The 21,965-nt window shown below is 67.2% G+C and carries 16 protein-coding genes and 1 pseudogene; 1 reads left to right on the top strand and 16 read right to left on the bottom strand.

Annotated elements, in window-relative coordinates:
* Positions 1-109 precede the first annotated feature (109 nt).
* The 9 genes and pseudogenes from HGI30_RS10845 to HGI30_RS10800 form a co-directional block, all read right to left on the bottom strand.
* Complete coding sequence (locus tag HGI30_RS10845; RefSeq protein WP_168907574.1) at positions 110-340, bottom strand: hypothetical protein; 231 nt, start codon at positions 338-340, stop codon at positions 110-112.
* Between the two features lie 95 nt (positions 341-435).
* Positions 436-1,134, bottom strand: coding sequence for a peptidylprolyl isomerase (locus tag HGI30_RS10840; protein WP_328805268.1), 699 nt, complete (start codon positions 1,132-1,134; stop codon positions 436-438).
* A gap of 43 nt (positions 1,135-1,177) precedes the next feature.
* The gene (locus HGI30_RS10835; protein ID WP_168907573.1) at positions 1,178-3,832 is read right to left on the bottom strand and encodes a transglycosylase domain-containing protein; all 2,655 of its coding nucleotides are present in this window, start codon (positions 3,830-3,832) and stop codon (positions 1,178-1,180) included.
* Between the two features lie 150 nt (positions 3,833-3,982).
* On the bottom strand, positions 3,983-4,228 hold the full coding sequence (gene hfq, locus HGI30_RS10830; protein WP_028598361.1) for an RNA chaperone Hfq: 246 nt from the start codon (positions 4,226-4,228) through the stop codon (positions 3,983-3,985).
* Positions 4,225-5,232 carry a tRNA (adenosine(37)-N6)-dimethylallyltransferase MiaA gene (gene miaA / locus HGI30_RS10825; RefSeq protein ID WP_168907572.1) on the bottom strand — a complete coding sequence of 336 codons (1,008 nt, stop codon included), beginning with the start codon at positions 5,230-5,232 and terminating at the stop codon, positions 4,225-4,227. Before miaA ends, hfq begins: the two co-directional genes overlap by 4 nt.
* Positions 5,204-6,001, bottom strand: a complete 798-nt coding sequence (locus HGI30_RS10820) for a class I SAM-dependent methyltransferase (protein WP_168907571.1) — start codon at positions 5,999-6,001, stop codon at positions 5,204-5,206. Before HGI30_RS10820 ends, miaA begins: the two co-directional genes overlap by 29 nt.
* A pseudogene (gene mutL / locus HGI30_RS10810) lies at positions 5,998-8,156 on the bottom strand (DNA mismatch repair endonuclease MutL). The gene HGI30_RS10820 and the pseudogene mutL overlap by 4 nt, the downstream one beginning before the upstream one ends.
* 52 nt (positions 8,157-8,208) lie before the next feature.
* Complete coding sequence (gene mutS / locus HGI30_RS10805) at positions 8,209-10,974, bottom strand: DNA mismatch repair protein MutS (protein ID WP_168907569.1); 2,766 nt, start codon at positions 10,972-10,974, stop codon at positions 8,209-8,211.
* A gap of 237 nt (positions 10,975-11,211) precedes the next feature.
* On the bottom strand, positions 11,212-12,666 hold the full coding sequence (locus tag HGI30_RS10800; RefSeq protein WP_328805267.1) for an aminotransferase-like domain-containing protein: 1,455 nt from the start codon (positions 12,664-12,666) through the stop codon (positions 11,212-11,214).
* Between the two features lie 141 nt (positions 12,667-12,807).
* On the opposite strand from HGI30_RS10800, the gene HGI30_RS10795 reads away from it, so the two are divergent.
* Positions 12,808-13,437, top strand: a complete 630-nt coding sequence (locus tag HGI30_RS10795; RefSeq protein WP_168907567.1) for a LysE/ArgO family amino acid transporter — start codon at positions 12,808-12,810, stop codon at positions 13,435-13,437.
* Positions 13,438-13,705: 268 nt separating this feature from the next.
* On the opposite strand, the gene HGI30_RS10790 is transcribed toward HGI30_RS10795, so the two are convergent.
* The 7 genes from HGI30_RS10790 to HGI30_RS10760 all read right to left on the bottom strand — a co-directional run bounded on the left by HGI30_RS10790 (position 13,706) and on the right by HGI30_RS10760 (position 21,944).
* A complete protein-coding gene (locus HGI30_RS10790; protein ID WP_168907566.1) occupies positions 13,706-15,400 on the bottom strand; it encodes a putative amidoligase domain-containing protein in 1,695 nt (564 codons plus the stop codon).
* Positions 15,401-15,574: 174 nt separating this feature from the next.
* Positions 15,575-16,141, bottom strand: a complete 567-nt coding sequence (locus HGI30_RS10785) for an outer spore coat protein CotE (protein WP_168907565.1) — start codon at positions 16,139-16,141, stop codon at positions 15,575-15,577.
* A gap of 186 nt (positions 16,142-16,327) precedes the next feature.
* Positions 16,328-17,323, bottom strand: a complete 996-nt coding sequence (locus HGI30_RS10780) for an aromatic acid exporter family protein (protein WP_168907564.1) — start codon at positions 17,321-17,323, stop codon at positions 16,328-16,330.
* Between the two features lie 160 nt (positions 17,324-17,483).
* On the bottom strand, positions 17,484-18,308 hold the full coding sequence (locus HGI30_RS10775) for an ABC transporter permease (protein WP_168909833.1): 825 nt from the start codon (positions 18,306-18,308) through the stop codon (positions 17,484-17,486).
* A 68-nt stretch (positions 18,309-18,376) separates the two neighbouring features.
* Positions 18,377-19,174: an ABC transporter ATP-binding protein gene (locus tag HGI30_RS10770; RefSeq protein ID WP_168907563.1), complete on the bottom strand. Its 798-nt coding sequence runs from the start codon at positions 19,172-19,174 to the stop codon at positions 18,377-18,379.
* 34 nt (positions 19,175-19,208) lie between these two features.
* Positions 19,209-20,201, bottom strand: coding sequence for an ABC transporter substrate-binding protein (locus HGI30_RS10765; RefSeq protein ID WP_168907562.1), 993 nt, complete (start codon positions 20,199-20,201; stop codon positions 19,209-19,211).
* 207 nt (positions 20,202-20,408) lie between these two features.
* Entirely contained in the window at positions 20,409-21,944 is a 1,536-nt protein-coding gene (locus HGI30_RS10760) for a carboxypeptidase M32 (RefSeq protein ID WP_328805266.1), read from the bottom strand.
* Between the last annotated feature and the right edge of the window lie 21 nt (positions 21,945-21,965).

Below are 21,965 nucleotides of genomic sequence, written 5' to 3'. Positions count from 1 at the left end.
CGCAACGAATCGGTTCCCTCTCTCGAAAACAGCATATCAAAAAGGACGCGATTCCGCGTCCCTGTTAACGAATCCGTCTTATTTTTGTGCGAATTCCGTAATACGTTGTTCAATGATTTGTCTTATCTTGCCCGTCGTCGGCGACTTCTTCCGATAAAGGGAACATGCTTGCCGCGATCATGACGACGGGCGAGGCGACAAGGCAGCCCATGCCGAGCATGAGCGGCAGGTTGCGGTCGTTGAACGGACTGAGGAAAAAGAGGCAAAGCACGGCTCCGATCGCGGCCAGCGCCCACGCATAGCCTTGAAGCATGGCCGCCATCGTCATTCGCTTGTCCATGAGGAACTCCCCCCTTCTGCTATCGTTCAGCATATGAGGAAGTTCACGGAATGTTCACCGACAATGGTGATCCTTGTCACGGACCGCCGACATCGTCAGCTCTCGCGGATCTCGATGGACTCCATCTTGACCGTCGTCTGCGGCTTGCTGACCTCGTTGCCCGCATCGCTCGGGCCGACCGGCGTCGCCGCGATCTTGTCCACGACGTCCTGTCCGCTTTCGATCTCGCCGAAGATCGCGTAGTTCGGCTGGGCGTCGAGGCCGCGCACGCTGTCGCCGGTGCCGATGAAGAACTGGCTGCCGCCCGTATTCGGGCCGGCATTGGCCATCGCGACGACGTACTTGACGTAGGAGTGGCCGTTGTTCAGCTCATCGGGAATCGAATAGCCGGGACCGCCCGCGCCGGTGCCGGTCGGGTCTCCGGTCTGGATCATGAACTCCTGGATGATGCGGTGGAACACGACCCCTTCGTAGAAGCCCTCTTTGGAAAGGAAGACGAAGTTGTTGACGGTTTGCGGAGCGTCCTTCGCGAACAGATTGATCGTGAACTCGCCTTCCGTCGTCTTGACGACGGCTTTGTAGGTCTTGTTCGGGTCGATGGCCATGTCGGGGGCCTTGTCCCACTGCTTGGAGGGCTCGGCCGACGGTGCCGGCGAGCTGGACGGAACGGGCGTTCCGGCAGGAGCGCCGCCGGCTCCGCCGGAGGCGTCTTGGTCGGATTTGGCGCCGCAGCCGCCCAGCACGAGGGCGGAGGCGAGCAGCAAGGCGGACAGGGAAGCATGCATGCGGTTCATGTATCGAATCATCCTTTGCTGGTTGATGGGTTGCCGAGCGGCGTCATGGCGAGACGAAGCCGGCTCCTTGAGCGGCTTCGCCGCCGCTGGCGGGACCTTCAGCCGACGGCTGGCCACCGAGCGAGCCGGCCGGCTCGCTCGGCGTCGAAGTCGGCGTCGAAGTCGGCGTCGGCGTCGGAACAGGCGGTTCGGTCGGCTCCGCGCCGCCGGAACCGTTGCCGTCTCCCGGCCTGCCGCCTTCGCCGGGACGATTGCCGCCGCTGTTATTGCCGTTGCCGTTTCCATTGCCGTTGCCATTGCCGTTTCCATTGCCGTTGCCGTTGCCGTTTCCATTGCCGTTGCCGTTGCCGGGACCTTCTCCGCTGCCTGGGCCTTCCTCGGCCGGCGGCTCCGTCATCGGCGGCTCGCTCGGCGTCGGGCTCGGAGTAAGCTCGACTCCCGGAATGTCCACGAAGATTTTGGCCGAAGGAACGCTTTCGAGTCCCCCCTCATCGTCATAGGCGGTGACGTAGTATTCATAGCTCATGCCCGGAGCGACCGCCATATCCGCCGCTTCCGGCGAAGCCGCGTCAAGAATGCGGGCATAATCCGCCTCGCCTTCTCCTTTGCGGAAGATGCGGTAGCTGATGCCCTCGCCTTCGACCGGCGACCAGCTCAGCGAGACGAGCATCGCGTTCTCGTCATAGCGGCCTTGCAGGTCCAGCACCTGATCGGGCCGTTCGCCCGGTGGCGGGGTCTGGGGAGTCGGAGCCGGAGCCTTGTCGAAGGAGCCTCTCGGCACGTCCTTCATCGCCCGCTCCATCACTTTGGAAAACAGGGTCGCCGCCGCGGAGCTGCTTTTCTTGAGCAGATGCTCCTTGTCCGTCTTGTCGTAGCCCATCCATACCGCAGCCGTCCATTCGGGCGTGTAGCCGACGAACCAGGCGTCGCGGTTGTAGCTCGACTTGAGCCCGGGGATGCCGTGCTGGGTCGTGCCCGTCTTGCCGGCGAGAGGACGGTCGATCGCCGCCCCTCTGCCGGTGCCGCCGGATTGGATGACTCCCTGCATGATCTGCGTCATGTAGGCGGCCGTCTCTTCCTTCATGAGCTGCTTCGGCTTGGGACCGGCATACTCGTAGATCGTCGCTCCGTCGGAGCTCTCGATGCGCACGATCGTGTGCGCGTCGACCGAGCGTCCGTCGTTGGCGAAGGCGCTGTAGGCGGTCGCCATCTGCAGCGGCGAGACGCCGGTCGTAAGGCCGCCGAGCGCGATGCTCAGGTTGCGGTCCTTCGCCTTGTCGAGCGGCATGCCGAGCTTCTCGGAGAAGGCGATGCCCTTGCCGACGCCGATCTCGTTGAGCAGCCACACCGCCGAGGCGTTGCGCGATTCCTTGAGCGACTGGGCGATCGACACCGGACCGATGTACTTGATGCGGTTGGAGTCGGTCGGGCAGTAATCGCCGTAACATTTCTTGTCGTCGCGGATAATGGAACTCGGCGTGTACTCGCCGGTGTCGAGAGCCGGTCCGTAGACGGTGATCGGCTTGAAGGCCGAGCCCGGTTGGCGCGGCACCGTGACGCGGTTCCAGCCCTTGCGGACGTAGTCGCGGCCGCCGATCATCGCCTTGATCGAGCCGTCGCTATGATCCATGATGACCATCGCGCCCTGCTGCTTCTGGTCGTCGGGCGATTTTTCGAAGTTGCTGTCGTCGTCGAACGCATCCTCCACCGTCTGCTGAGCCGTCGCGTTGAGCGCCGTGTAGATCTTGAATCCGCCGAGGCGGATCTCGTCCTCGGTGCGGCCCGTCACCTGGACCGCTTCCTTGATGGCGTAATCGACGTAGCTCATGAACTTGTTGCGCGTGCTGCCGGTGCTGTAGCTGTCGAACGGCTTGTAGACGACAGCCTTGGCTTCATCCATCTCAGCCTCGGTGATGTAGCCTTGATTCTTCATGAGCGTCAGCACGACCGCCCGGCGTCCGGCGGAGCGCTCCGCGTCGTCTTTCGGATTATAATAGCTCGGAGCCTTGGGAATCGCGGCCAGCGTGGCCATCTGCCACAGCTTGAGATCCTCCAGGCTGCTGTTGAAATAGTACTTGGCGGCGAGCTTGACTCCATAGACCCCGTTGCCGAAATAAATCCGGTTGAGGTACATCGTCAGAATCTCGTCCTTGCTGAGCTGGTTCTCCAGCGCGACGGCGATCGAGGCTTCCGTCGCCTTGCGGAAAAAGGTCTTGTCCTGGTTGAGGAACAGGTTGCGGGCCAGCTGCTGCGTGATCGTGCTGGCGCCCTCCACCGCGCTGCGCGCGATGATGTCCTTGACGACGGCGCGGCCGATGCCGATCACGTCGATGCCCGAGTGATTCTCGAACCGCTTGTCCTCGGTCGCGATGAACGCGTTGCGGAGCATTTCCGGCAGCTCGCTGAACTGCGCGTCCTGCGAGTTGACGGAAGCGAGGCTCGCGATCTTGGCGTTGCTCGAGTCGTAGATCGCGGATGCGTCGCCGCGCAGCAGCACGTCGCGGTTGGCCGCGAGAATGCGCTCGCCGTTCAGGATGACGAGCAGATAGCCGACGATGGCGCAGACGACGCCTAGCGCGCCGGCAAAGAACAATCCGTAAAACCATTTCCGCTTGCGGCTCACGCGCGAGCGCTTGCGCCCTTTTGCCGCTTTGGCCCCGGACGGGCGGCCTTCCCCTTTTTTTCTCTGTTCTGGCATATGGTCCTTGACTCCTTCCGGTCGGTCCTAGCTTCTCCCGTTATAGGTATACCCCGCAAACAGAAGAACAACCCTGCCGAAAGAGAGGGTTGTTCTTCGGACCGATATTCAACTAACGAGGAAATGACGGGAAAGGTTTCATCGGGGGGCTCAGGCTCCTGCGCCCGGCGTCTCCTGCTGCATCAGCGATACGTTGCGCTGCGGCGTGAACGTCGAGATGGCATGCTTGTAAACCATCTGCTGGCGTCCGTCCGAGTCGATGACGATCGTGAAGTTGTCGAAGGCGCGGATGACGCCCCGGATCTGGAAGCCGTTCGTCAGGTAGACCGTCACCGGGATGCTGTCCTTGCGCAGCTGGTTCAGGAACGTATCTTGAATATTGATGGATTTGTTCATTGAGAGTTACCCCCGTCACAAGAAGATTGGTTATTGGCATATTCAAGACCGAAGCCTAGCTTTCCTGCTAGTATAGCATGGATGCGGTTCAAATTGTTGTGAAAATTTTCCCCCATGTCGATCCACTCGATGTCCTTCATATGGCGGAACCAGCTCAGCTGCCGCTTCGCGAAACGCCTCGTGTCGCGCTTGAGCAGCTCGACCGCCTCTTCCCGATCGGACTCTCCTCGCAGCCACGGGACGAGCTCCTTGTAGCCGAGCCCCTGCATCGCGACCGCGTCGTCCGGCACTCCGGATGCGAGCAGCCGGGCGACCTCATCCGCGAGCCCTTCCTCCATCATGGCGTCGATTCGCCTCTCGATGCGCCGATAGAGCTCGGCCCGATCCATCGTCAGTCCCAGCAGACATAATTCGTAGGGCGACTCCTTTTTCTGTCCGGCCAGCTGGCCGCTCATCGTCTCCCCCGTCAGGTGCAGGATCTCCAGAGCGCGGATGACGCGGCGGACGTCGTTCGGATGCAGCCGCTGGGCGCTCTCGGGATCGGCGGCCGCAAGCCTCGCATGCAGCGCTTCGGGGCCGCGGGCATCCGCGAAGGCCTGAAGCTCGGACCGGTACGCCTCGTCCGACGCCGCCTGCGAAAAGCGGTAGCCGTAGCAGACCGACTCGATGTACAGTCCCGTTCCGCCGACGATGAACGGCAGCCGTCCGCGGCCGGCGATTTCCGGAATGAGCCGCGAGCAGGCTTCCTGGAAGTCCGCGGCCGAATACGGCTCGCGCGGATCGCGGATGTCGATCAAATGATGCGGCACGCCCTCGGTTTCCTCAGGCTTGATCTTGGCCGTGCCGATGTCCATGCCCCGATACACCTGCATGGAATCGCCGGAGATGATCTCCGCGCCGTAGGCTCGTGCGAGCTCGAGGCTCAGCTTGGTCTTGCCCGCCGCCGTCGGTCCGAGCAGGACGAGCAGCGGCGGCTTACGCGGGGTCAGGCTTGCCAATTGCAATCACTCCATATCCGACAGCCGACGTCTTCTTGCCCGGGCAGCGGACGAAGCCGAGCCGGTCGAATTCGGGACTGTGGTTCGTTTCCTTGAGCACGACGGCGCGTCGCGCGACCCGCACCGCCTCGCGGACGGCCTCGGGACTCAGCGGCTCGGCATTGGCAAGGCCGCGCAGCGGGCCGATCGAGCTCGACTCGTGTACCGGATCGCGGAACATCGGGTCGAAATAGACGATGTCGAAGCTGCCGTCCGGGAGCGAGCGGAGGTACTCCGCATGATCGGCGCGCACCGCGCGGATGCGGCGCAGCGAGGCCGTCACGTCGGGCAGCTCCGTCTCGTACGTCCGCAGTCCGTCGCGCACGACCGCATGCAGCACCGGCTCGCTTTCAAGCGCCATCACTTCGCCGTCCGGACCGGCCGCATAGGCGAACACGATCGAATCGCCGGCGAGCCCGGCCGTGCAGTCCAGCACCCGGTCGCCCGGGCGGACGCCGGACAGCTCGACGAGCGGATCGGCCTCGCCCTTGCGCAGCCTCTTGACCCGCACGTAGGCCATGCTCGGATGAAAATAGAACGGCGGCTCCTCGGGGCCGCCGTAATAGCGCAGCTGCGTGCTCGTCACGACGAGCAGCTCCCGGCTCCCCGCCTGTGCGGCAAGCTGTCCGAGCGTGCGCCGACGGCGCGGCTCGAGCCGCGCCCCGAGCTCCACGGCCAGACGGGCCGCCGACTCCAGCATCGCCGCCGACGGCTGATCCGTCGTCGTTACGATCATGACATCACCCGCTTGAACATTTTTTCCAGCTGATAGACGGAGATATGCACGAGGATCGGGCGGCCGTGCGGACAGGTATACGGCTGCGCGCATGCCGCGAGCCTCGCCAGCAGCGTCTCCCCTTCCTCGCGGCTCAGCCGGTCGTTGGCCTTGATGGAAGCTTTGCACGAGCACAGGATCGCCGCTTCCTCGCGCAGCTTGGCGATGTCGACGGCGCGCTTCTCGCGCAGCACCCAATCGGCCATCTCCTCGACCAGCTCCTGCTCCTGCCCCTTGGGGAACCAGTGGGGGTGGGAGCGGACGAGGAAGCTTTGCGGACCGAACGGCTCGAGCTCGACGCCCGCCTCCGCCAGCAGCGGCAGCCGCTCGGCCAGCTGAAGCGCGTCCGCGCTCGTATATTCCAGCGTGAACGGCAGCAGCAGCGGCTGGCTCTCGCCGCTGATGTCGCCGAACTTGCGGTAGTAATATTCGTAGTTGATGCGCTCATGGGCGGCATGCTGGTCGATCAGATACATGCCTTCCTCGTTCTGGGCGATCAAGTAGGTGCCGTGCAGCTGGCCGACCCAGCTCAGCTCCGGGAATCCGGAGGCTTCGGCTGCTGGCGCGTCGCCGCGCGCCGGGGCGGCAGGCTCACCCGCGAGGTCCGGCGGCGGTACCGCGCTCGCGCCAGCGGCGCCGGCGGGAGCGCCGAGGGACGGCGCGCCGGGGTGTGGCGCGGCGGCGGCGCCGGGCGGCGGGGATGAGGCGCCGGCAGGCGCCTCCGCATAGCCGGCGGCGGCGGACTCGCGCCAGGCAGCGGCGCCGAAGGCGCCTGCAGCGGGCGCGTAAAGCCGCTGCGCCGCATCGGGCGGCACCGCCGGCGCCTGCGCGGCGGGCGGCCGCCATGGCCCGGCGGCGACGCTGCCGGGCGGGGGCCCTTGCGCGCCGGAGCGGATGCGCCGCCGCGCGCGCCGTCCGCGCGCGGCGGCGCGCTACCCGCGGCAGGCGCGCTCGCGGCCGCCGTCTCGGCGGCGGCGCTGCCGCCGGAGGCGGCTCCGGCGCCGACGGGCGGCTCGGACGCCGGCTGCCCGGCGAAGCCGGGCTCCGGCTGGTGGAAGCGCAGCTGCTCCTGCCGGTACACCGGACCGGAGCGCTCGCCCCGGCCGGACTCGGGACCTGGAATATGGCGCCTTCCGCCGAGCGCGGCGCGCGCCGTTTCCTCCACGAACGCCTTGAGCTCGGCTTCCTTGCTGAACCGCACCTCCATCTTGGACGGGTGGACGTTGACGTCCACCAGTCCCGGGTGCATGCCGATCTCCATCACCGCGACGGGGTAGCGGTTGATCGGCAGCAGCGTGTGGTAGGCGGCCAGCAGCGAGGACTGCACGGCGAAGCTGCGGATGTAGCGACCGTTGACGACCGTCGTCAGCGCGCTGCGGCTCGCCCGGGTCAGCTCCGGCTTGGAGATGTACCCGTTCAGCTCGTAGTCGGCATGCTCGCCGCGCAGAGGCAGCATCGCCTTGGCGGTCCCGGTGCCGTAGACGGCGGCGATGACCTGCAGCCGATCGCCCGTGCCGGACGTGCGGAGCAGGCTGCCGCCGTTATGCGTCAGCGAGAAGGCGATGCCGGGATGGGCGAGCGCGATGCGGTAGATGTAGTCCGAGATGTGGCCGAGCTCGGTCTGGATGCTTTTCATGTATTTGAGTCGGGCGGGCGTATTGAAGAACAGGTCGCGGACGGTCATGTCCGTCCCCTGCGAAGCGCCGGCGTGCTCGTCGGCCGTCAGCTGCCCGCCTTCCATGCAGATGCGTCGGCCGAGCCCGCTGTCGCCGCTCGCGGAGACGCATTCGACGCGTGCGACGGCGGCGATGCTCGGCAGCGCCTCGCCCCGGAAGCCGAGGCTTGCGATTCGGAACAGGTCGCGATCGCTCAGCAGCTTGCTCGTCGCATGCCGCTGGAACGCGGTCTCCATATCCTCCGGCTCGATGCCGCTGCCGTTGTCCTGCACGCGGATCATGCTCAGCCCGCCCTCCTCGATCGTGATGTCGATCGAGGTCGCGCCGGCGTCGACCGCGTTCTCCACCAGCTCCTTGACGACGGAGGCCGGCCGTTCGACGACCTCGCCCGCGGCGATCTGGTTCGCCAGATGCTCGTCCAGCACATGGATCTTGCCCATCTTCCTCCACCCCCTTGTCCGAAAATTGACTGCCGCGCGATTCGGTCCCGGCTCAGCCGAGCCGGCCCTTCTCCTCGTTCAGCCACTGCATCGCCTGCATCGGCGTCAGGTTGAACAGGTCGAGCTTGCGCAGCCGCTCCGCCAGCTCGTCCGCGGCATCGGCGCCGCGGCCTCCCCGCCTCTTGCCTCCCCCGGCAGCCGGCGGCTCCGGCTCGCCGAAGATCGACAGCTGGACCGCCGTTCCGGAGGCGGCAGGCCGCTCGGCTCCGTGCCCGATCGACGCCGCCGTCACCGGCTCGCCTTGCGGCAGCTCGCCTTGCGGCAGCCCGCCTCCGGCAGGCTCGGCCTCGGCCACGTATGCCGCAGCGGCCTCGCGCGCGGCCGGTCCTGCGGCCGCATCGTCCCGCTGCCTGCCGGGGCGGCCCGTCGCCGCCGGCGCCTCATGAGCCTCCAGCAGCTCGTAGGCGCGGCCGATGATGCTCTCCGGCAGTCCGGCGAGGCGCGCGCAATAGATGCCGTAGCTCGTGCTGGCCGCCCCGGGCACGAGCTTGCGCAGGAACGTCACGTCGCCCCCGCTTTCCTTGACCGCCATGCTGGCGTTGCGCAGGTAGCGGAGCGATTCCTCCAGATGGGACAGCTCGTGGAAATGCGTCGAGACGAGCGCCTTGCAGCCGGTCCGGTCGTGCAGGAACTCGATCACCGCCTGCGCGATGCTCATCCCCTCCGCCGTCGACGTGCCGCGCCCGAGCTCGTCGATGATGACGAGGCTGCGACGGGTCGCCTTGTCGGTCATCTGCTGGATGTCCCGCATCTCGACCATGAACGTGCTCTGTCCGCCGGCCAAGTCGTCCGCCGCCCCGATGCGGGTGAAGACGCGGTCGATCAGCGGCAGGCGCGCCGAGCGCGCCGGCACGAAGCAGCCGATCTGCGCCATGATGCAGATGAGCGCGGTCTGGCGCATGTAGGTGCTCTTGCCCGCCATGTTCGGGCCGGTGATGAGCAGCACGCGGGCTCCGTCCTCGCTCAGCTCGGCGCCGTTGGCCATGAACGGCGCGCCCTCCAGCACGGCCTCGACGACAGGATGGCGGCCGCCCTCGATCGACAGGGCGTACTCCTCCCTCATGTCCGGCCGCACGTAGCGGCGCTCGGCGCTGACTGCGGCGAGCGACTGCAGCACGTCCGCGCGGGCGACGACGTCCGCCAGCGCCTGCAGGCGGTGCAGCTCGCCGGCGATATGGTCGCGCAGCTGGAGGAACAAGCTGTATTCGAGGTCGGTCATCTTCTCCTCGGCCTCGAGGATGAGCCGTTCCTTTTCCTTCAGCTCCGGCGTAACGTAGCGCTCGGCGTTCGCGAGCGTCTGCTTGCGCTCGTAGCGGCCTTCGGGCAAGGCGGCCAGATTGGCTTTGGACACCTCGAGGAAATAGCCGAACACCTTGTTGTAGCCGATCTTGAGCGAGCGGATGCCGGTCGCCTCGCGCTCGCGGCGCTCGAGGTCGGCGAGCCAGCGCTTGCCGCTGCTGCTGGCCTCGCGCAGCTGGTCCAGGTAATCGTCGTAGCCGGCGCGGATGAGCCCGCCCTCGCGCGTCGACGCCGGCGGCTCGTCCACGAGCACCGTGTCGATCATCTCGCGCAGGTCTCCGCAATCGTCGACGCCGTTCGCAAGCCGGCTCAGCGTCGACGAGCCGGAGCCGGAGAGCAGCCGCAGCAGGCCCGGCACGCGCTCCAGCGAGGCCTTCAGCGCGGACAGGTCGCGTCCGCCCGCCGTGCCGTAGGCGACGCGGCCGACAAGGCGCTCGAGATCGTAGATGCCGTCCAGCTCGGCGCGGATGTCCTCGCGCAGGATGAGGTCGGCATGCAGCGCCGCGACCGCCTCCAGCCGCTCTTCGACGGCAGCGGCCGACAGCAGCGGCTTGTCGATCCAGCGGCGCAGCAGGCGGCCGCCCATCGACGTTTTGGTGCGGTCGAGCAGCCACAGCAGCGAGCCTTTGCGGCTGCGCCCCTGCACCGTCTCGGTCAGCTCGAGGTTGCGCCGGGTGAACGGATCGAGGATGAGGTACTGGCTCGGCTCGTAGCCCTGCACCGGGCGCAGATGGCCGAGCGATCGCTTCTGCGTCTCGGCCAGATAGCCCGCGAGCAGCGAGACGGCCCGGACTCGAGCCGGCAGCAGGCCGTTCAGCGCTCCGTCCGGCAGCAGCCGGCGCAGCTCATCCTCGTCCATCGGCGAGCGTTCGGTATAGAGCGCCCGGACCGCGGCGGAAGGCATCGACCTGAGCAGCTCCAGGACGGAGGCGTCGCCGACGATCTCCGCCGGTCCATAGACGTTGATCTCGTCCAGCAGCAGCTCCGCCGCCTCGCCGAACGACGTCGCGTACAGCTCGCCGGTCGACAGGTCGCAAGCGGCGAGCGCCAGCTCGCCCGCCTCCGCGGCGACGGAGACGATGTAGTTGTTGGCCTTGTCGGAGAGCGACTTGCTCTCCATCACCGTGCCGGGGGTGACGACCCGGACGATTTCGCGCCTGACGACGCCTTTGGCGGCGGACGGGTCCTCGACCTGCTCGCAGATCGCCACCTTGTAGCCTTTCTCGATCAGCCTCGCTATGTATCCCTCCGCCGAGTGGTACGGCACGCCGCACATGGGAATGCGGTCCTCGCCGCCTCCCGCTCGGCCGGTGAGGGTAATCTCCAGCTCCTTGGCGGCGAGCACCGCGTCGTCGAAGAACAATTCGTAGAAGTCGCCGAGGCGGAAGAAAAGGAACGCATCCTTGGCTTCGTCCTTTATGGATAAATATTGCTGCATCATCGGGGTCAAAGCGGCCACGTGCGTACCTCCTGGGCAGGCTTCGACGCGCATCGCCTGCATTCTATGAAAACCGACCTTCATTATACCAGCAGATCGGACTCCGTACAAAAGGGGAAACGCGCCAGATGCCGCGCCGCACCGCTTCGAACCGCCTCGAACGGCTTGTCGGCCATGTCCCGCAGCCGCCGCCATGGAAGGCATGGCGGACTCATGCAGCGCCAGTCATTTAGCTCCATAAATAATTAGCTCCACTAATTATTTATTCCGTGAATCGAATGGCCGGATCAGCGCCGCCAGCTCGCGGATGCCTTCGCGCAGGAGGGCAGGCGGAGCATAGGCGAACGACAGGCGCAGATGCTGCCGGTCGCCGCGCGCGTACACTTCGCCGGGATGGATGAGCAGGCCGGCACGCAGCGCCGCTTCGAACAGTTTGGGCATCGGCAGCGGGCGGCGCAGCGCCAGCCAGATATAGAAGCCGCCTTGAGGCGCGCTCCAATCCGCCAGATCCGACGCATGCTCGCGGAGCGCCGCCAGCGCCAGATCCCGCCTCGCCTTGAGCTCGGCTCTCAAGAACGCCAGATGCCGCTCCTGCTCGCCGCTGGCCAGCCACTCGGCCACGGCATGCTGCGAGAGCGAGCTCGAGCCGTAGTCGGACTTCATCTTGACGTCGGCCAGCCGCTCGATGACCGGCTCCGGCCCGGCGATCCAGCCGATGCGCAGTCCCGGACCGAGCGACTTCGAGACGCTGTCCAGATAGAGGACGAGTCCTTGCCGGTCCCTCGCCTTCAGCGCGGCCGGCGGCGGCCCTTCATGCCATAGGTCGTCGTACACGTCGTCCTCGATGACCGGCAGTCCTGCCCCGACGCAAGCTTGCAGCAGCTTCTCCCGCCGCCGCTCCGGCATGACGATGCCGGTCGGGTTGTGGAAGGACGGCTGGACGTACAGCATCGACGCCCGGTGGCGCGCGGCCAGGCTGCGCGCCTCGTCATCCCGCATGCCAGAGCGGTCCAAGGGCACCCCGATCAGCTTGACGCCGGCCGTGCGGAACACTTGGACCGAGCCGAGATAGCTCGTCTGCTCCGCCAGCAGCGTCGAGCCGTGCCGCATCAGCCCGAGCGCGATCAGCTGCAGGCCTTGCAGCGCGCCGGAGACGATCAGCACCGACGACGGCGAGGCGCGGATGCCTTTTGCCTCCAGCCTCTCGCTGACGGCCTCGCGCAAACGCAAGCTGCCTCGCGGCTCCGGATAGGCGAGCGGCAGCTTCCCCGGCCGCTCGGCCAGCAGCCGCTGCATGCCGGCCGAGGGCAGGAGCTCGGGGGCGAGCTCGCCTGTGCCGAGCCTCAGCAGAGACGGATCCGGCTCCGCATCGTTGATCTGCCGGATCAGCTCCAGATTGGGCGCATGCAGGCCGTCCCTGACGTACCGTCCCCAGTCGGGCGGGGGCGAATCCGCGCCTGCCCTCCACACATCCGCGGCTACCGTCGTGCCGCGCCCGACCTCCGCCCGCAGCCAGCCGTCCGCGGCCAGCCCGCCGAGCGCGTAGACGATCGTGCTGCGGTTGACGCCGTAGCGCTCCGCCAGCTGCCGCTGAGGCGGCACTCGCGTGCCGGGAGGCCATTCGCCGGTTACGATCTTCGTCCGCAGCTCCTCCTGGATCTGCCGGTAAAGCGGCACAGCTTCCTTGCTGTGCCTTTCTCCGCGCTTCGGCACCGCCGCCACCTCCATCCGCTTGATTGCCCCAGTATAGCAGATTGGTCGGGGCAGATCGCAACCAATTGAATGGAGACGACGCCTCGTCGCGCGGCTACACTGGAACGAGCCGACCATCCGCACCCAAGGAGGCTTGTCCGAATGTCAACCGCTGCTTGGCACGCTTTTGTCCTCGCATTTGGACTCATCCTTCCGCTCGGGCCGCAAAACCTGTTCCTGTTCAGCCAAGGCGCGACCCAGCCCCGGCTGCTGCGGGCATGGCCAGCCGTCGCCACGGCCGCCGCCTGCGACTCGCTGCTGATCGCCGCGGCCGTTTTCGGCGTCTCCCTCGCGGCGCTGAGCCATCCGCTGCTCGCGGCCGCGCTTTACGCGGCGGGAGTCGTCTTTCTGATCGTCATGGGGTATTCCCAGTGGCGCAGCCGTCCGGCTCCCGCCGATCCGCAGGCAGCCGTTCCGGCGCTACCGGGCCGAAAACAGGCGGCTTATGCCGCTTCGGTATCGCTGCTCAATCCGCATGCGCTGCTGGATACGGCCGGCGTCATCGGGACCGGCTCGCTCGCCTACGATGGCGCCGACAAGACGATCTTCGCCCTCGTCAGCATCGCCGTCTCCTGGATCTGGTTCGCCGCGCTGGCCGCAGCCGGCCGGCTGATCGGACGAATGAAAGGAAGCGTCCGGATCATGGCGGCTCTCGGACGCCTGTCCGCGCTGACGCTCTGGGCGATGGCCGCCGTCATGGCCGCCGGACTGCTGAGCCGCCTCGGGCTGTAAGCGCGCAGCGAGAAGGCGGAGCCGCTTCACGCTGTCGTTCCGGCGTTGAGGCCTTCTCCTTCTCCTTCTCCTTCTCCTTCTCCCTCTCCCTCTCCCTCGCCTAAAGTTTATCGGGGCATCGGGAAGCTTCGTCCTCGCACCCGGGCAGCTCGGCAAGCTCGCTTTCGTCCATCATCACGATAATCAAGACGTATCGGATCGGCAAAGAGGCTGTCTCCGCTTCAGCGGGACAGCCTCTTCGTCCTCCCTGGCGAGGATTGCGGCCGGATCAGCCGCGTTCGAACACGTTCGCCGGCGCTCCAGCAGCGCCTTCGGCCGCCTCCGGCCTGACGGCGGCGCCGTTCGGCGCCGCCTGCCATCCGTGCGCCGGCGCCTCGGCCCCGATCGCAGGACGGGCTGCATTCCTGCCCTCCGCGATCGGAATGCCCCAGCGCAGCCGGATGTCCGCCTTCTCCTCCCAGCGCCGCCCCGCCTCGACGGCGTCGAGGAACGGCTCCAGCAGCGCGGCATGCTTCGCGTACGACGGCGCGGCCTGCAGCCCGGCCCGTAAGCGCGGCAAGCAGCCGATCAGCCGCTCCCGGTCCCCCGCATAATACGCCTGCGCATAGGAGGGCTCCGCTGCCGGAAGCTCCTCCAGCCACGCCGTGTCCTCCGCCGCCAGCATGCAGACGGCCAGCGCGTAGCGGGCGGCGGCCGGCGAGACGAGCCAGCTCGGCAGCGTGCGGTACTCGAAGCCCCCGTGCGGCTGCCGCCGGCAGTCGCCGAGCGTGCCGTAGCGCGGACGCCGCCCTCGTCCGCACGGATCTTCCGCGAGCGCGAGCGGCAGCGCCGCATAGCTGTCGAGCGCGCGCAGCAGCCTCGTCGTCAGCTCGAGGCCGCTCAAATGCACATGTCCGCCGAGCGCGATGCCCGGCACCGGCATGCCGCCTGCCGCGAGCCGCATCCCCGGCTCTCCCGCGCCTCGGCGCGACGCCAGCGCCAGCAGCCGGCGGATGCGCCGCAGCAGCTCCTCCGGCTCGAAAGCCGGCTCGGGGCGCAGCTCTCCGACCGGCTGGCGCAGGCTCTGCCCGGCGACGAGCACGTCGCTGCCGACCGGGCTGTGCAGGCCGCCGAGCCGGGAGGCGGAGGCGACCCGTCCGTCGGCGCGCAGCAGCAGAAACTCGGGGTCGGCTCCGATGCGTAGCGGCCTCGCCGACCCGCCAGCCCGTTCGGCCTCGGCCGCGACCGCGGCCGCCAGCCGCTCCACGGCTTCCGCCCAGCGCTCCGCGCCCGGCGGCCGCAGCCGCGCCGCTTCGGGCGGGAGGCCTCCCGGGCCGGCTGGCCGGAAGGAGCGGCAGCCCGCAAGCCGCAGCCCTTCGAGCCGCATGCGGCCGTCGTCCGCGATGCGGACGAGAAGCTCGCCGGCGTCCAAGCCGAGCTCATAGGCGGCTCGCCAGGCGAGCCGGCCGGCGCGGCGCAGCTCGGGATCCTGCAGGTCCGGCAACGACGCGGCCTGCATGCCGGACAGCCCGGCGCCGGAGCGGACGCGGACTGCCCAGAGCGTTTCCAGGTGGAACACCCCGATCCAGTGGAGCCGGCCCGGACCGGTTGCCGCTTCCCCGCGCCCGGTCCGCTCGTCCAGCCGCTGCTCCTCGCCGGCCCGCCCGGAGCGGATGCCGGCTTGGCCGAGCCGCTCCGCCATCCGCTCCGGCGGCATCGCCGCGGCTGCGGCCGCTCCGGCGTTCAGCACCCAAGGGCTGCCGCCGTCCACCGCCGCGCCGCCGCTCCAGCGCGAGCTTCCCCAGAGCAGCACGGCGTCGTGACGGGACAGCCGCGCTCCCGGCCGCCAGCGCACCGTCCCCGGCAGCGAAGGAGCTTCGCCAGCCCCGCTGCCGTCCGCCCCTCCGCGCGCCTTGCCTGACATTCCTTCTTCCGCGCCAGGGTCCGCCTCATCGCCGCAGCACAGCCACAGCCTTCCCGCCATGGCGCATCCCTCCCGTGCTCCCGCCATCGGACGGCGGCTGCGCCGGAGCCGCATGCGGCTCGAGCGATCCAAGCCCCGCCGATCCGGGCGGCCGCAGATGAAAAAAAGAGGGCTTTCGCCCTCGAATCGTTCCGACTGCCTGCATACCCTGCAGTAAGAGCCCGCAGCTCCCGCTTACAGCTCGTCGTCGAGCAGATCGGGATCCAGATCCTCGAAGCTGCCGTCACCGTCGTCGTAGCCGTATTTGTCCTTGCCGTCGAAGTCGTCGCAGCCGCCCGGGATGACGGCTACGCACACCTTCGTCTCGGCGATCATCTCGACGCTGAACTCGCGCTCCACGCGCACGACGACCGAAGAACCGCTCGAGGAGATGTTCGCCTCGATGCAGTTCGGCTCCTGCGTCGACTCCGCCGACACTTCCTCCGTCGAAGCCCGGTGCTTCGGGTCGACGTAGGAGAGCGGAATGTTCTCGACATAGGAGACCGTCTCCTTCGCGACATCCGTCTGGGAGTTCTTGTTGTAGGAATACCAGATGTTGATGTCGTACGATCCGACCACTTCGATGCCGTCTCCCGACCGAACCGCCTCGTATTGGTGGTTGATTACCCATGCCCCCAGGATGCTGGTGGGGCGGTGAGGGGGAGTGACGGTATGGGACACCGTCGAGAACTTGCGACCTTTCCCGCAGACAGCTTTCGTGATGATCTCTCTAGTCTGAAGCTGTTTATCTGCAATCGTCATTTCGTTTAACCTCCTCCATGCCATCATTCCTTACAAGTGTATGCAGGTCATTCGTCTAGGGTGACTGCTTTCTTCATCCGGACGCCGCAACGAATTATCCCTGGTTCATTGTATGGGGCAGGCATGCGGAACATGACAAAGGCGCGGCCGCAGGCCGAAAAAAAGGGGCTCCGAGCCGATCCGGCCTCACCGGACCGGCTCGGCGGCCTCTTTGCCGCTCTCGTCGCGCCGCTTCTTCAAGCGGCTTGCCGTGTCGAGGAAGCGGTCGAGCTCGACCGTGAGCTGAAGCAGCGCCGAGCGGACCTCGAACTCCTCGCGCGTGCGCGGCAGCTCCATCGAGCGGAAGCCCTCGCGCAGCGCGCGCAGCGCCTCGCGCGGCCCGCTTTCATAATAATCCGAGCGGATGGCCGACTCCATCGTCTCCAGCAGCCGGGCGATCAGCTCGCCCTGCGGGACCGCCGCCCGGTCGTACGCATGAGCGAGCAGCTCCATCATCGTGCCGATGCTCTCGAGCTGCCTGCGCCGCATGCCGAAATAATCCGTCCAGTAAAAGCGCGGCTCCCACGGCCGGTTGTGCCGCTCCCGCGTCGCCCGCTCGAGCCCTTCGCGGACAAGCCCGTCGGCCTGCAGCAGCTCCGCTCCGTCCCACAGCGTGCCCGGATCGCGCATGACCGACGCCATGCCGGCGAACAGGAGCGCGAAGCGGTCCTCCACGAGCGTGCGCAGCTCCTCCAGCCGGCTGCGCTCGCCCGGCATGTACAGATTGTTGATGAGCGAGGCCAGACCGAGCCCGACGAGCAGCAGCAGCACCTCGTTCACGAGCAGTCCTGCCGTCACCTCGCCGGCGGCGTACACATGGAACACGAGCACGCTTCCCGGCACGATGCCGCTTTGCAGCTTCAGCCGCGACAGCACCGGAAAGACGAGCAGCACGTAGACCGCCGCCGTCCAGACCGCGTAGCCGAGGGCCTCGAACAGCACCGAGGACGCCGCCAGCGCGAGCAGCGAGGCGCAGACGCGCTCGAACAGGCTGCGCAGCCCGCTGCGCCTCGTCGCCTCGACGCCGAGAATCGCCAGCACCCCGGCGAACAGCGGCTGCTCCAGGTCAAGCAGCTGCGCCGTCGAGATCGCCGCCGCTACCGCCGCAGCCGTTTTGGCCACTCTCCATCCGATCCATCCCATGCTCCGCATCCGCCCGCTTTCCCGCCGATCTCGCCAAAAAGCTCCGCCGGCAGCCGGCGTGCGGCTGGCGGCGGAGCTGTCCGGCTCGCCTTTCTTCCATCGTAGAGCGTCCCCGGCCGGACGTCAACCCGTCCCGGCGGCGCATGCCGCCGCTTCGCCGCTAGTCGCGTCCGCCGGAGACGATCCGCTTTTCCAGCAGCGCCACGCCCTGGTACATGAGCGTCGCGGCGACGGCGATGACGACGAGCGTGGAGAGCACGAGCGTGAAGTTGAATACCTGGAAGCCGTAAATGATCAGATAGCCGAGCCCTTCCTTGGCGACCAGGAATTCGCCGACGATGACCCCGACCCAGGCCAGCCCGACGTTCACCTTGAGCGTCGAGATGATGACCGGGAACGAGCCGGGCAGGATGACAAGGCGGAACAGCTGCCAGCGGGAGCCTCCGAGCAGCCGCACGACCTTCACGAGTCCCGGCTCCATGTCGCGGAACCGGTTGTAGATGCCGATCGTCGTCACGATGACCGTCATCGTGAGCGTCACCGCCAGGATCGAGACGAAGCCCTGCCCGAGCGCCACGATGAAGATCGGCCCGAGCGCCACCTTCGGGAGGCTGTTGAACACGACCAGATACGGATCGCATACCCGGGCCAAAAATGGAAACCACCAAAGCAGCGCCGCCAGCGCCGTGCCGAGCAGCGTCCCGAGCAGGAAGCCCGACGCCGTCTCCGCCACCGTCACGCCGACATGCGGCCACAGCGTGCCGTCGGCCGACGAGCGGGCGAGCAGCCCGGCGATCTTGGACGGATAGCTGAACAGCAGCGGGTCGATCCAGCGCAGCCGTCCGGCCGCCTCCCAGAGGACGAGCAGCGCGGCCAGCACGAACAGCTGCACGCCGAGCACGGCGGCGCTGATTCGGCGGCTGCGCCTCAGGTAGCGGCGGTGCAGCTCCGCGAGCCCGCTCTCCGGCATCGACGACAGCGACATGCGCTTGCGTCCGCCCTTGCGGCCAGGGCCGGGAGAGCCGCTGCTTCCGCTCCACAGATCGAGCTCGTTCATCCCGCCTCGCCTCCTTCCGCTTCTCCGGCGCCCATCTCGCGCCACAGCTCGTCGAACACGGCCTGGAACGCCGGATGCTTGCGCGCCTCCGTCGGCGCCAGCGCCCGCAGCTCCGGCGGCACGGCGATTTCGGCGCGGATGCGGCCGGGATGGGGCGCGAGCACGATGACGCGGTCGCTCATCGCCGCCGCCTCCGCCAGATCGTGCGTGACGAGCACGGCCGTCTTGCCGAGCCGGCGCAGCGTCGCTTGCACGAGATCCTCCAGCTGCATCTTGATATGCATGTCGAGCGCCGAGAACGGCTCGTCGAGCAGCAGCACCTCCGGGTCCGGCGCGAGCGTGCGCGCCAGCGCCACTCGCTGCCGCATGCCTCCGGACAGCTCGCCGGGGTAGCGGCTGCCCGTTCCGTCCAACCCGACCTCCGCGAGCAGCCGCTCGGCGGCCGCGGCGCGCCCGGCGGCGGATGCCCCTCCGATCTCGAGGCCGAGCGCGGCGTTGTCGCGAATCGTGCGCCATGGCAGCAGGCAGTCCTGCTGCAGCATGTAGCCGACTTTGGCCGAAGGCTTCTCGACCTCCCTGCCGCCCATCCGCACCTCACCGGAAGCCGGCCTCAGCAAGCCCGCGAGCAGGCTGAGCACGGTCGTCTTGCCGCAGCCGCTCGGGCCGACGAGGCTGACGAATTCGCCCTCGGCGACGGTCAGGCTGAGGTCCTCCACGGCCAGCGACGCTCCTTGCCGGCCGACATAGACATGGGATACCGATCGCAGCTCCAGCATGCCGTCTTTCTCCGCCATCCGCTTCCTCCTCTCTCGCCGGCCTAGCGGCGCTTCAGCGCCCGGCCTTCTCCGCGAAGGAGTTGTCGACGAGCTTGCCATGCTCGGCGCGCTCCTTCAGCTCGCCCGCCGATGCCATCACGTCGAGCAGATTGTTCCATTCCTGCTCGTCGATGATCGGATTCTCCGCGTAGGAGCCCTGCTGCTTGTAGCGGTCGATCGAGCTGACGAGGATCGCCTTGTCGGTGTTCGGGAAAAACGAGCCGACGGCGTCGGCGATGTCCTCGGCGCTATGCTCCTGCACCCAGGCCTGCGCCTTTTGCAGCGCGTCCGTGAACTTCTGCACCGTGTCCGCGTTCTTCTCGATGTAGCTCTGCTTGCTCATGAACGCCGTGTACGGCAGATGGCCGCTCTCGACGCCGAACGAAGCGACGACCTTCCCTTTGCCTTCCTGCTCGATCATCGACGCCTGCGGCTCGAACAGCTGCACGTAATCGCCGGTTCCCGACGCATAGGCGGCCGTGATGTTGGCGAAGTCGATGTTCTGGATCAGGTCCAGGTCCGCGTGCGGATCGATCCCGTGCTTCTTCAGCGCGAACTCGCCGGCCATCTGCGGCATGCCGCCCTTGCGCTGGCCGAGGAACTTCGCTCCCATGAGATCGTTCCAGTCCAGCTCCTTGCCCGAGCGCGAGACGAGGAACGTGCCGTCCGTCTGCGTCACCTGGGCGAAGCTCAGGACCGGGTCTTCCGCGCCTTGCTGATAGACGTAGATGGACGTCTCCGGACCGACCAGCGCCACGTCTACGCCTCCCGACAGCAGCGCCGTCATCGTCTTGTCGCCGCCGGCCGTCGTCTGCAGCTCGACGTCCAGCCCCTCCTGCTTGAAGAATCCTTCGGACAGCGCCACGTATTGCGGAGCGTAGAACACCGAGCGGGTCACCTCGCCGATGCGCACCTGGACCGCTTCATCCTTTCCGGCGCCGCATCCGGGCAGCGCCATCGCCAGCGCCGCCGCCAGCAGCAGCCCGCCGATCGCCTTTCTCTTCATGTCAAAAAGCCTCCCTTGAATTCGAACGTCCTGTGCTGTAGCCTATGCACGCCCTGCGGGAGGGGTGAATAGGCCGCTGTCCGTCCGGGGGAAGCGCAGGCGCAAAAAAGGCCGGCAAGCATCCGGTCGATTCGACCCGAACGCTTGCCGGCCCTTCCTTGTACTCGGAGCCGCAGCCGCCGATGCGGCCGGGGCTCCCGCTTCTTCTTAAAGCGTATAGATATCCGTGTACTTGTCCTTGAGGTACTTCACGAGATGGGACGAGTCGAGCGGCTGGCCCGTGGCGCCGAGGATGATCTCCTTGGGCGTGCGCAGGCGGCCATGGCGGTGCACCTGCTCGGTCAGCCAGCCGCGGATCGGCGCGAGCTCGCCCTTGGCGACAAGCGCCTCCATGTCCGGCAGGTCGCGCGCCATCGCGTCGGCCAGCTGGGCCGAGTAGATGTTGCCGAGCGAATAGGACGGGAAGTAGCCGAACAGGCCGGCGCTCCAGTGCACGTCCTGCATGACGCCGTCGGCGTCGCTCGGCGGCGTGATGCCGAGGTACTCGCGGTACTTGTCGTTCCAGATCGCCGGCAGGTCCGCCGCCTTGGCGCCTTCGTTGAAGATGAGCTTCTCGATCTCGTAGCGGATGATGATGTGCAGGTTGTATGTCAGCTCGTCGGCCTCGATGCGGATGAGCGACGGCTGCACCGCGTTCTGCGAGCGGTAGAACGCCTCCGCGTCGACGGCGCCGAGCCGCTCGGGGAACCGGCTCTGCAGATCGGGGAAGTAGCGCTGCCAGAACGGGCGGCTGCGGCCGATGATGTTCTCCCAGAAGCGCGACTGCGATTCATGGATGCCCATCGACGTGCCTCGGCACAGCGACGTGCCAGCGAGCGCCGGCGCGATGTTCTGCTCGTACAGGGCATGTCCCGCCTCGTGGATCGTGCCGAACAGCGCGCTCGTCACGTCCTCCGGCAGATAGCGGGTCGTGATGCGGACGTCGCCGAGATTGAACGTCGTCTGGAACGGGTGGGCGCTCTCGTCGATGCGGCCGCCCTCGAAGTCGTAGCCGAGCTGGCCGAGCATGTAGCGGCTGAACTCTTTTTGCTTCTCCTTGTCGAACAGCCCTTCGAGGAAGGCGCGGTCCGGCCGGTTCGGCGACGCGGCGATCGCGGCCGCGAGCGGCACGAGCTGTCCGCGCAGCGAGGTGAAGATCTCGTCGAGCTCCAAGACGGTCATGTCCGGCTCGTAATCGTCCAGCAGCGTATCGTAGCGGGTGCCTTTGGCTCCCCACAGGTCGATGAACTGGTTCGTGTAGCCGATCACGCGCTCCAGGTAGCCCTGGAACGCCGGGAAGTCGTTGTCCTTGCGCGCCTGCTCCCAGGCCGACTCCGACTGCGAGGCCAGCACGACGTATTCCTCGTACAGCTTGGGCGGAATCTTCACGCTGCGGTCATACGAGCGGCGCGTCACGGAGACGAGCTTGCGGTCGATCTCGCCCAGCGCTTCCTGCGCCTCCTTCTCTTCGAGCTGCTCCAGCAGCTCGCCCATCCGCGGCGACGTGGCCAGCTGGAACGCTTCCGCGCCGAGCATGCCGAGCACCTCGGAGCGGCCGGCCTGGCCCTTGCGCGGAGCGCCGGTTCGCAGGTCCCAGCCGACGACGGCCGCCGCTTCCTGATAGCGGATGATCTTGCGGTCCAGCTCGCGGAATTCGTTCAGTGCCTTTTCGATAGCGGTCGCGGCTTCTGCCATGAGCTTCATCTTCCTTTCGTCCTCGGAGGT

It is taken from the genome of Paenibacillus albicereus, assembly GCF_012676905.1.
Lineage (GTDB): Bacteria > Bacillota > Bacilli > Paenibacillales > Paenibacillaceae > Paenibacillus_O > Paenibacillus_O albicereus.
The sequence above is the reverse complement of the archived record's forward strand: the minus strand, read 5'-3'. Positions and strand labels throughout refer to the sequence as shown.

Coding starts and splice junctions, on each gene's coding strand:
- HGI30_RS10845 (WP_168907574.1), bottom strand. CDS start 340: ATGGACAAGCGAATGACGATGGCGGCCATGCTTCAAGGCTATGCGTGG.
- HGI30_RS10840 (WP_328805268.1), bottom strand. CDS start 1,134: ATGAACCGCATGCATGCTTCCCTGTCCGCCTTGCTGCTCGCCTCCGCC.
- HGI30_RS10835 (WP_168907573.1), bottom strand. CDS start 3,832: ATGCCAGAACAGAGAAAAAAAGGGGAAGGCCGCCCGTCCGGGGCCAAA.
- hfq (WP_028598361.1), bottom strand. CDS start 4,228: ATGAACAAATCCATCAATATTCAAGATACGTTCCTGAACCAGCTGCGC.
- HGI30_RS10820 (WP_168907571.1), bottom strand. CDS start 6,001: ATGATCGTAACGACGACGGATCAGCCGTCGGCGGCGATGCTGGAGTCG.
- HGI30_RS10795 (WP_168907567.1), top strand. CDS start 12,808: ATGTCAACCGCTGCTTGGCACGCTTTTGTCCTCGCATTTGGACTCATC.
- HGI30_RS10790 (WP_168907566.1), bottom strand. CDS start 15,400: ATGGCGGGAAGGCTGTGGCTGTGCTGCGGCGATGAGGCGGACCCTGGC.
- HGI30_RS10785 (WP_168907565.1), bottom strand. CDS start 16,141: ATGACGATTGCAGATAAACAGCTTCAGACTAGAGAGATCATCACGAAA.
- HGI30_RS10780 (WP_168907564.1), bottom strand. CDS start 17,323: ATGGGATGGATCGGATGGAGAGTGGCCAAAACGGCTGCGGCGGTAGCG.
- HGI30_RS10775 (WP_168909833.1), bottom strand. CDS start 18,308: ATGTCGCTGTCGTCGATGCCGGAGAGCGGGCTCGCGGAGCTGCACCGC.
- HGI30_RS10770 (WP_168907563.1), bottom strand. CDS start 19,174: ATGGCGGAGAAAGACGGCATGCTGGAGCTGCGATCGGTATCCCATGTC.
- HGI30_RS10765 (WP_168907562.1), bottom strand. CDS start 20,201: ATGAAGAGAAAGGCGATCGGCGGGCTGCTGCTGGCGGCGGCGCTGGCG.
- HGI30_RS10760 (WP_328805266.1), bottom strand. CDS start 21,944: ATGAAGCTCATGGCAGAAGCCGCGACCGCTATCGAAAAGGCACTGAAC.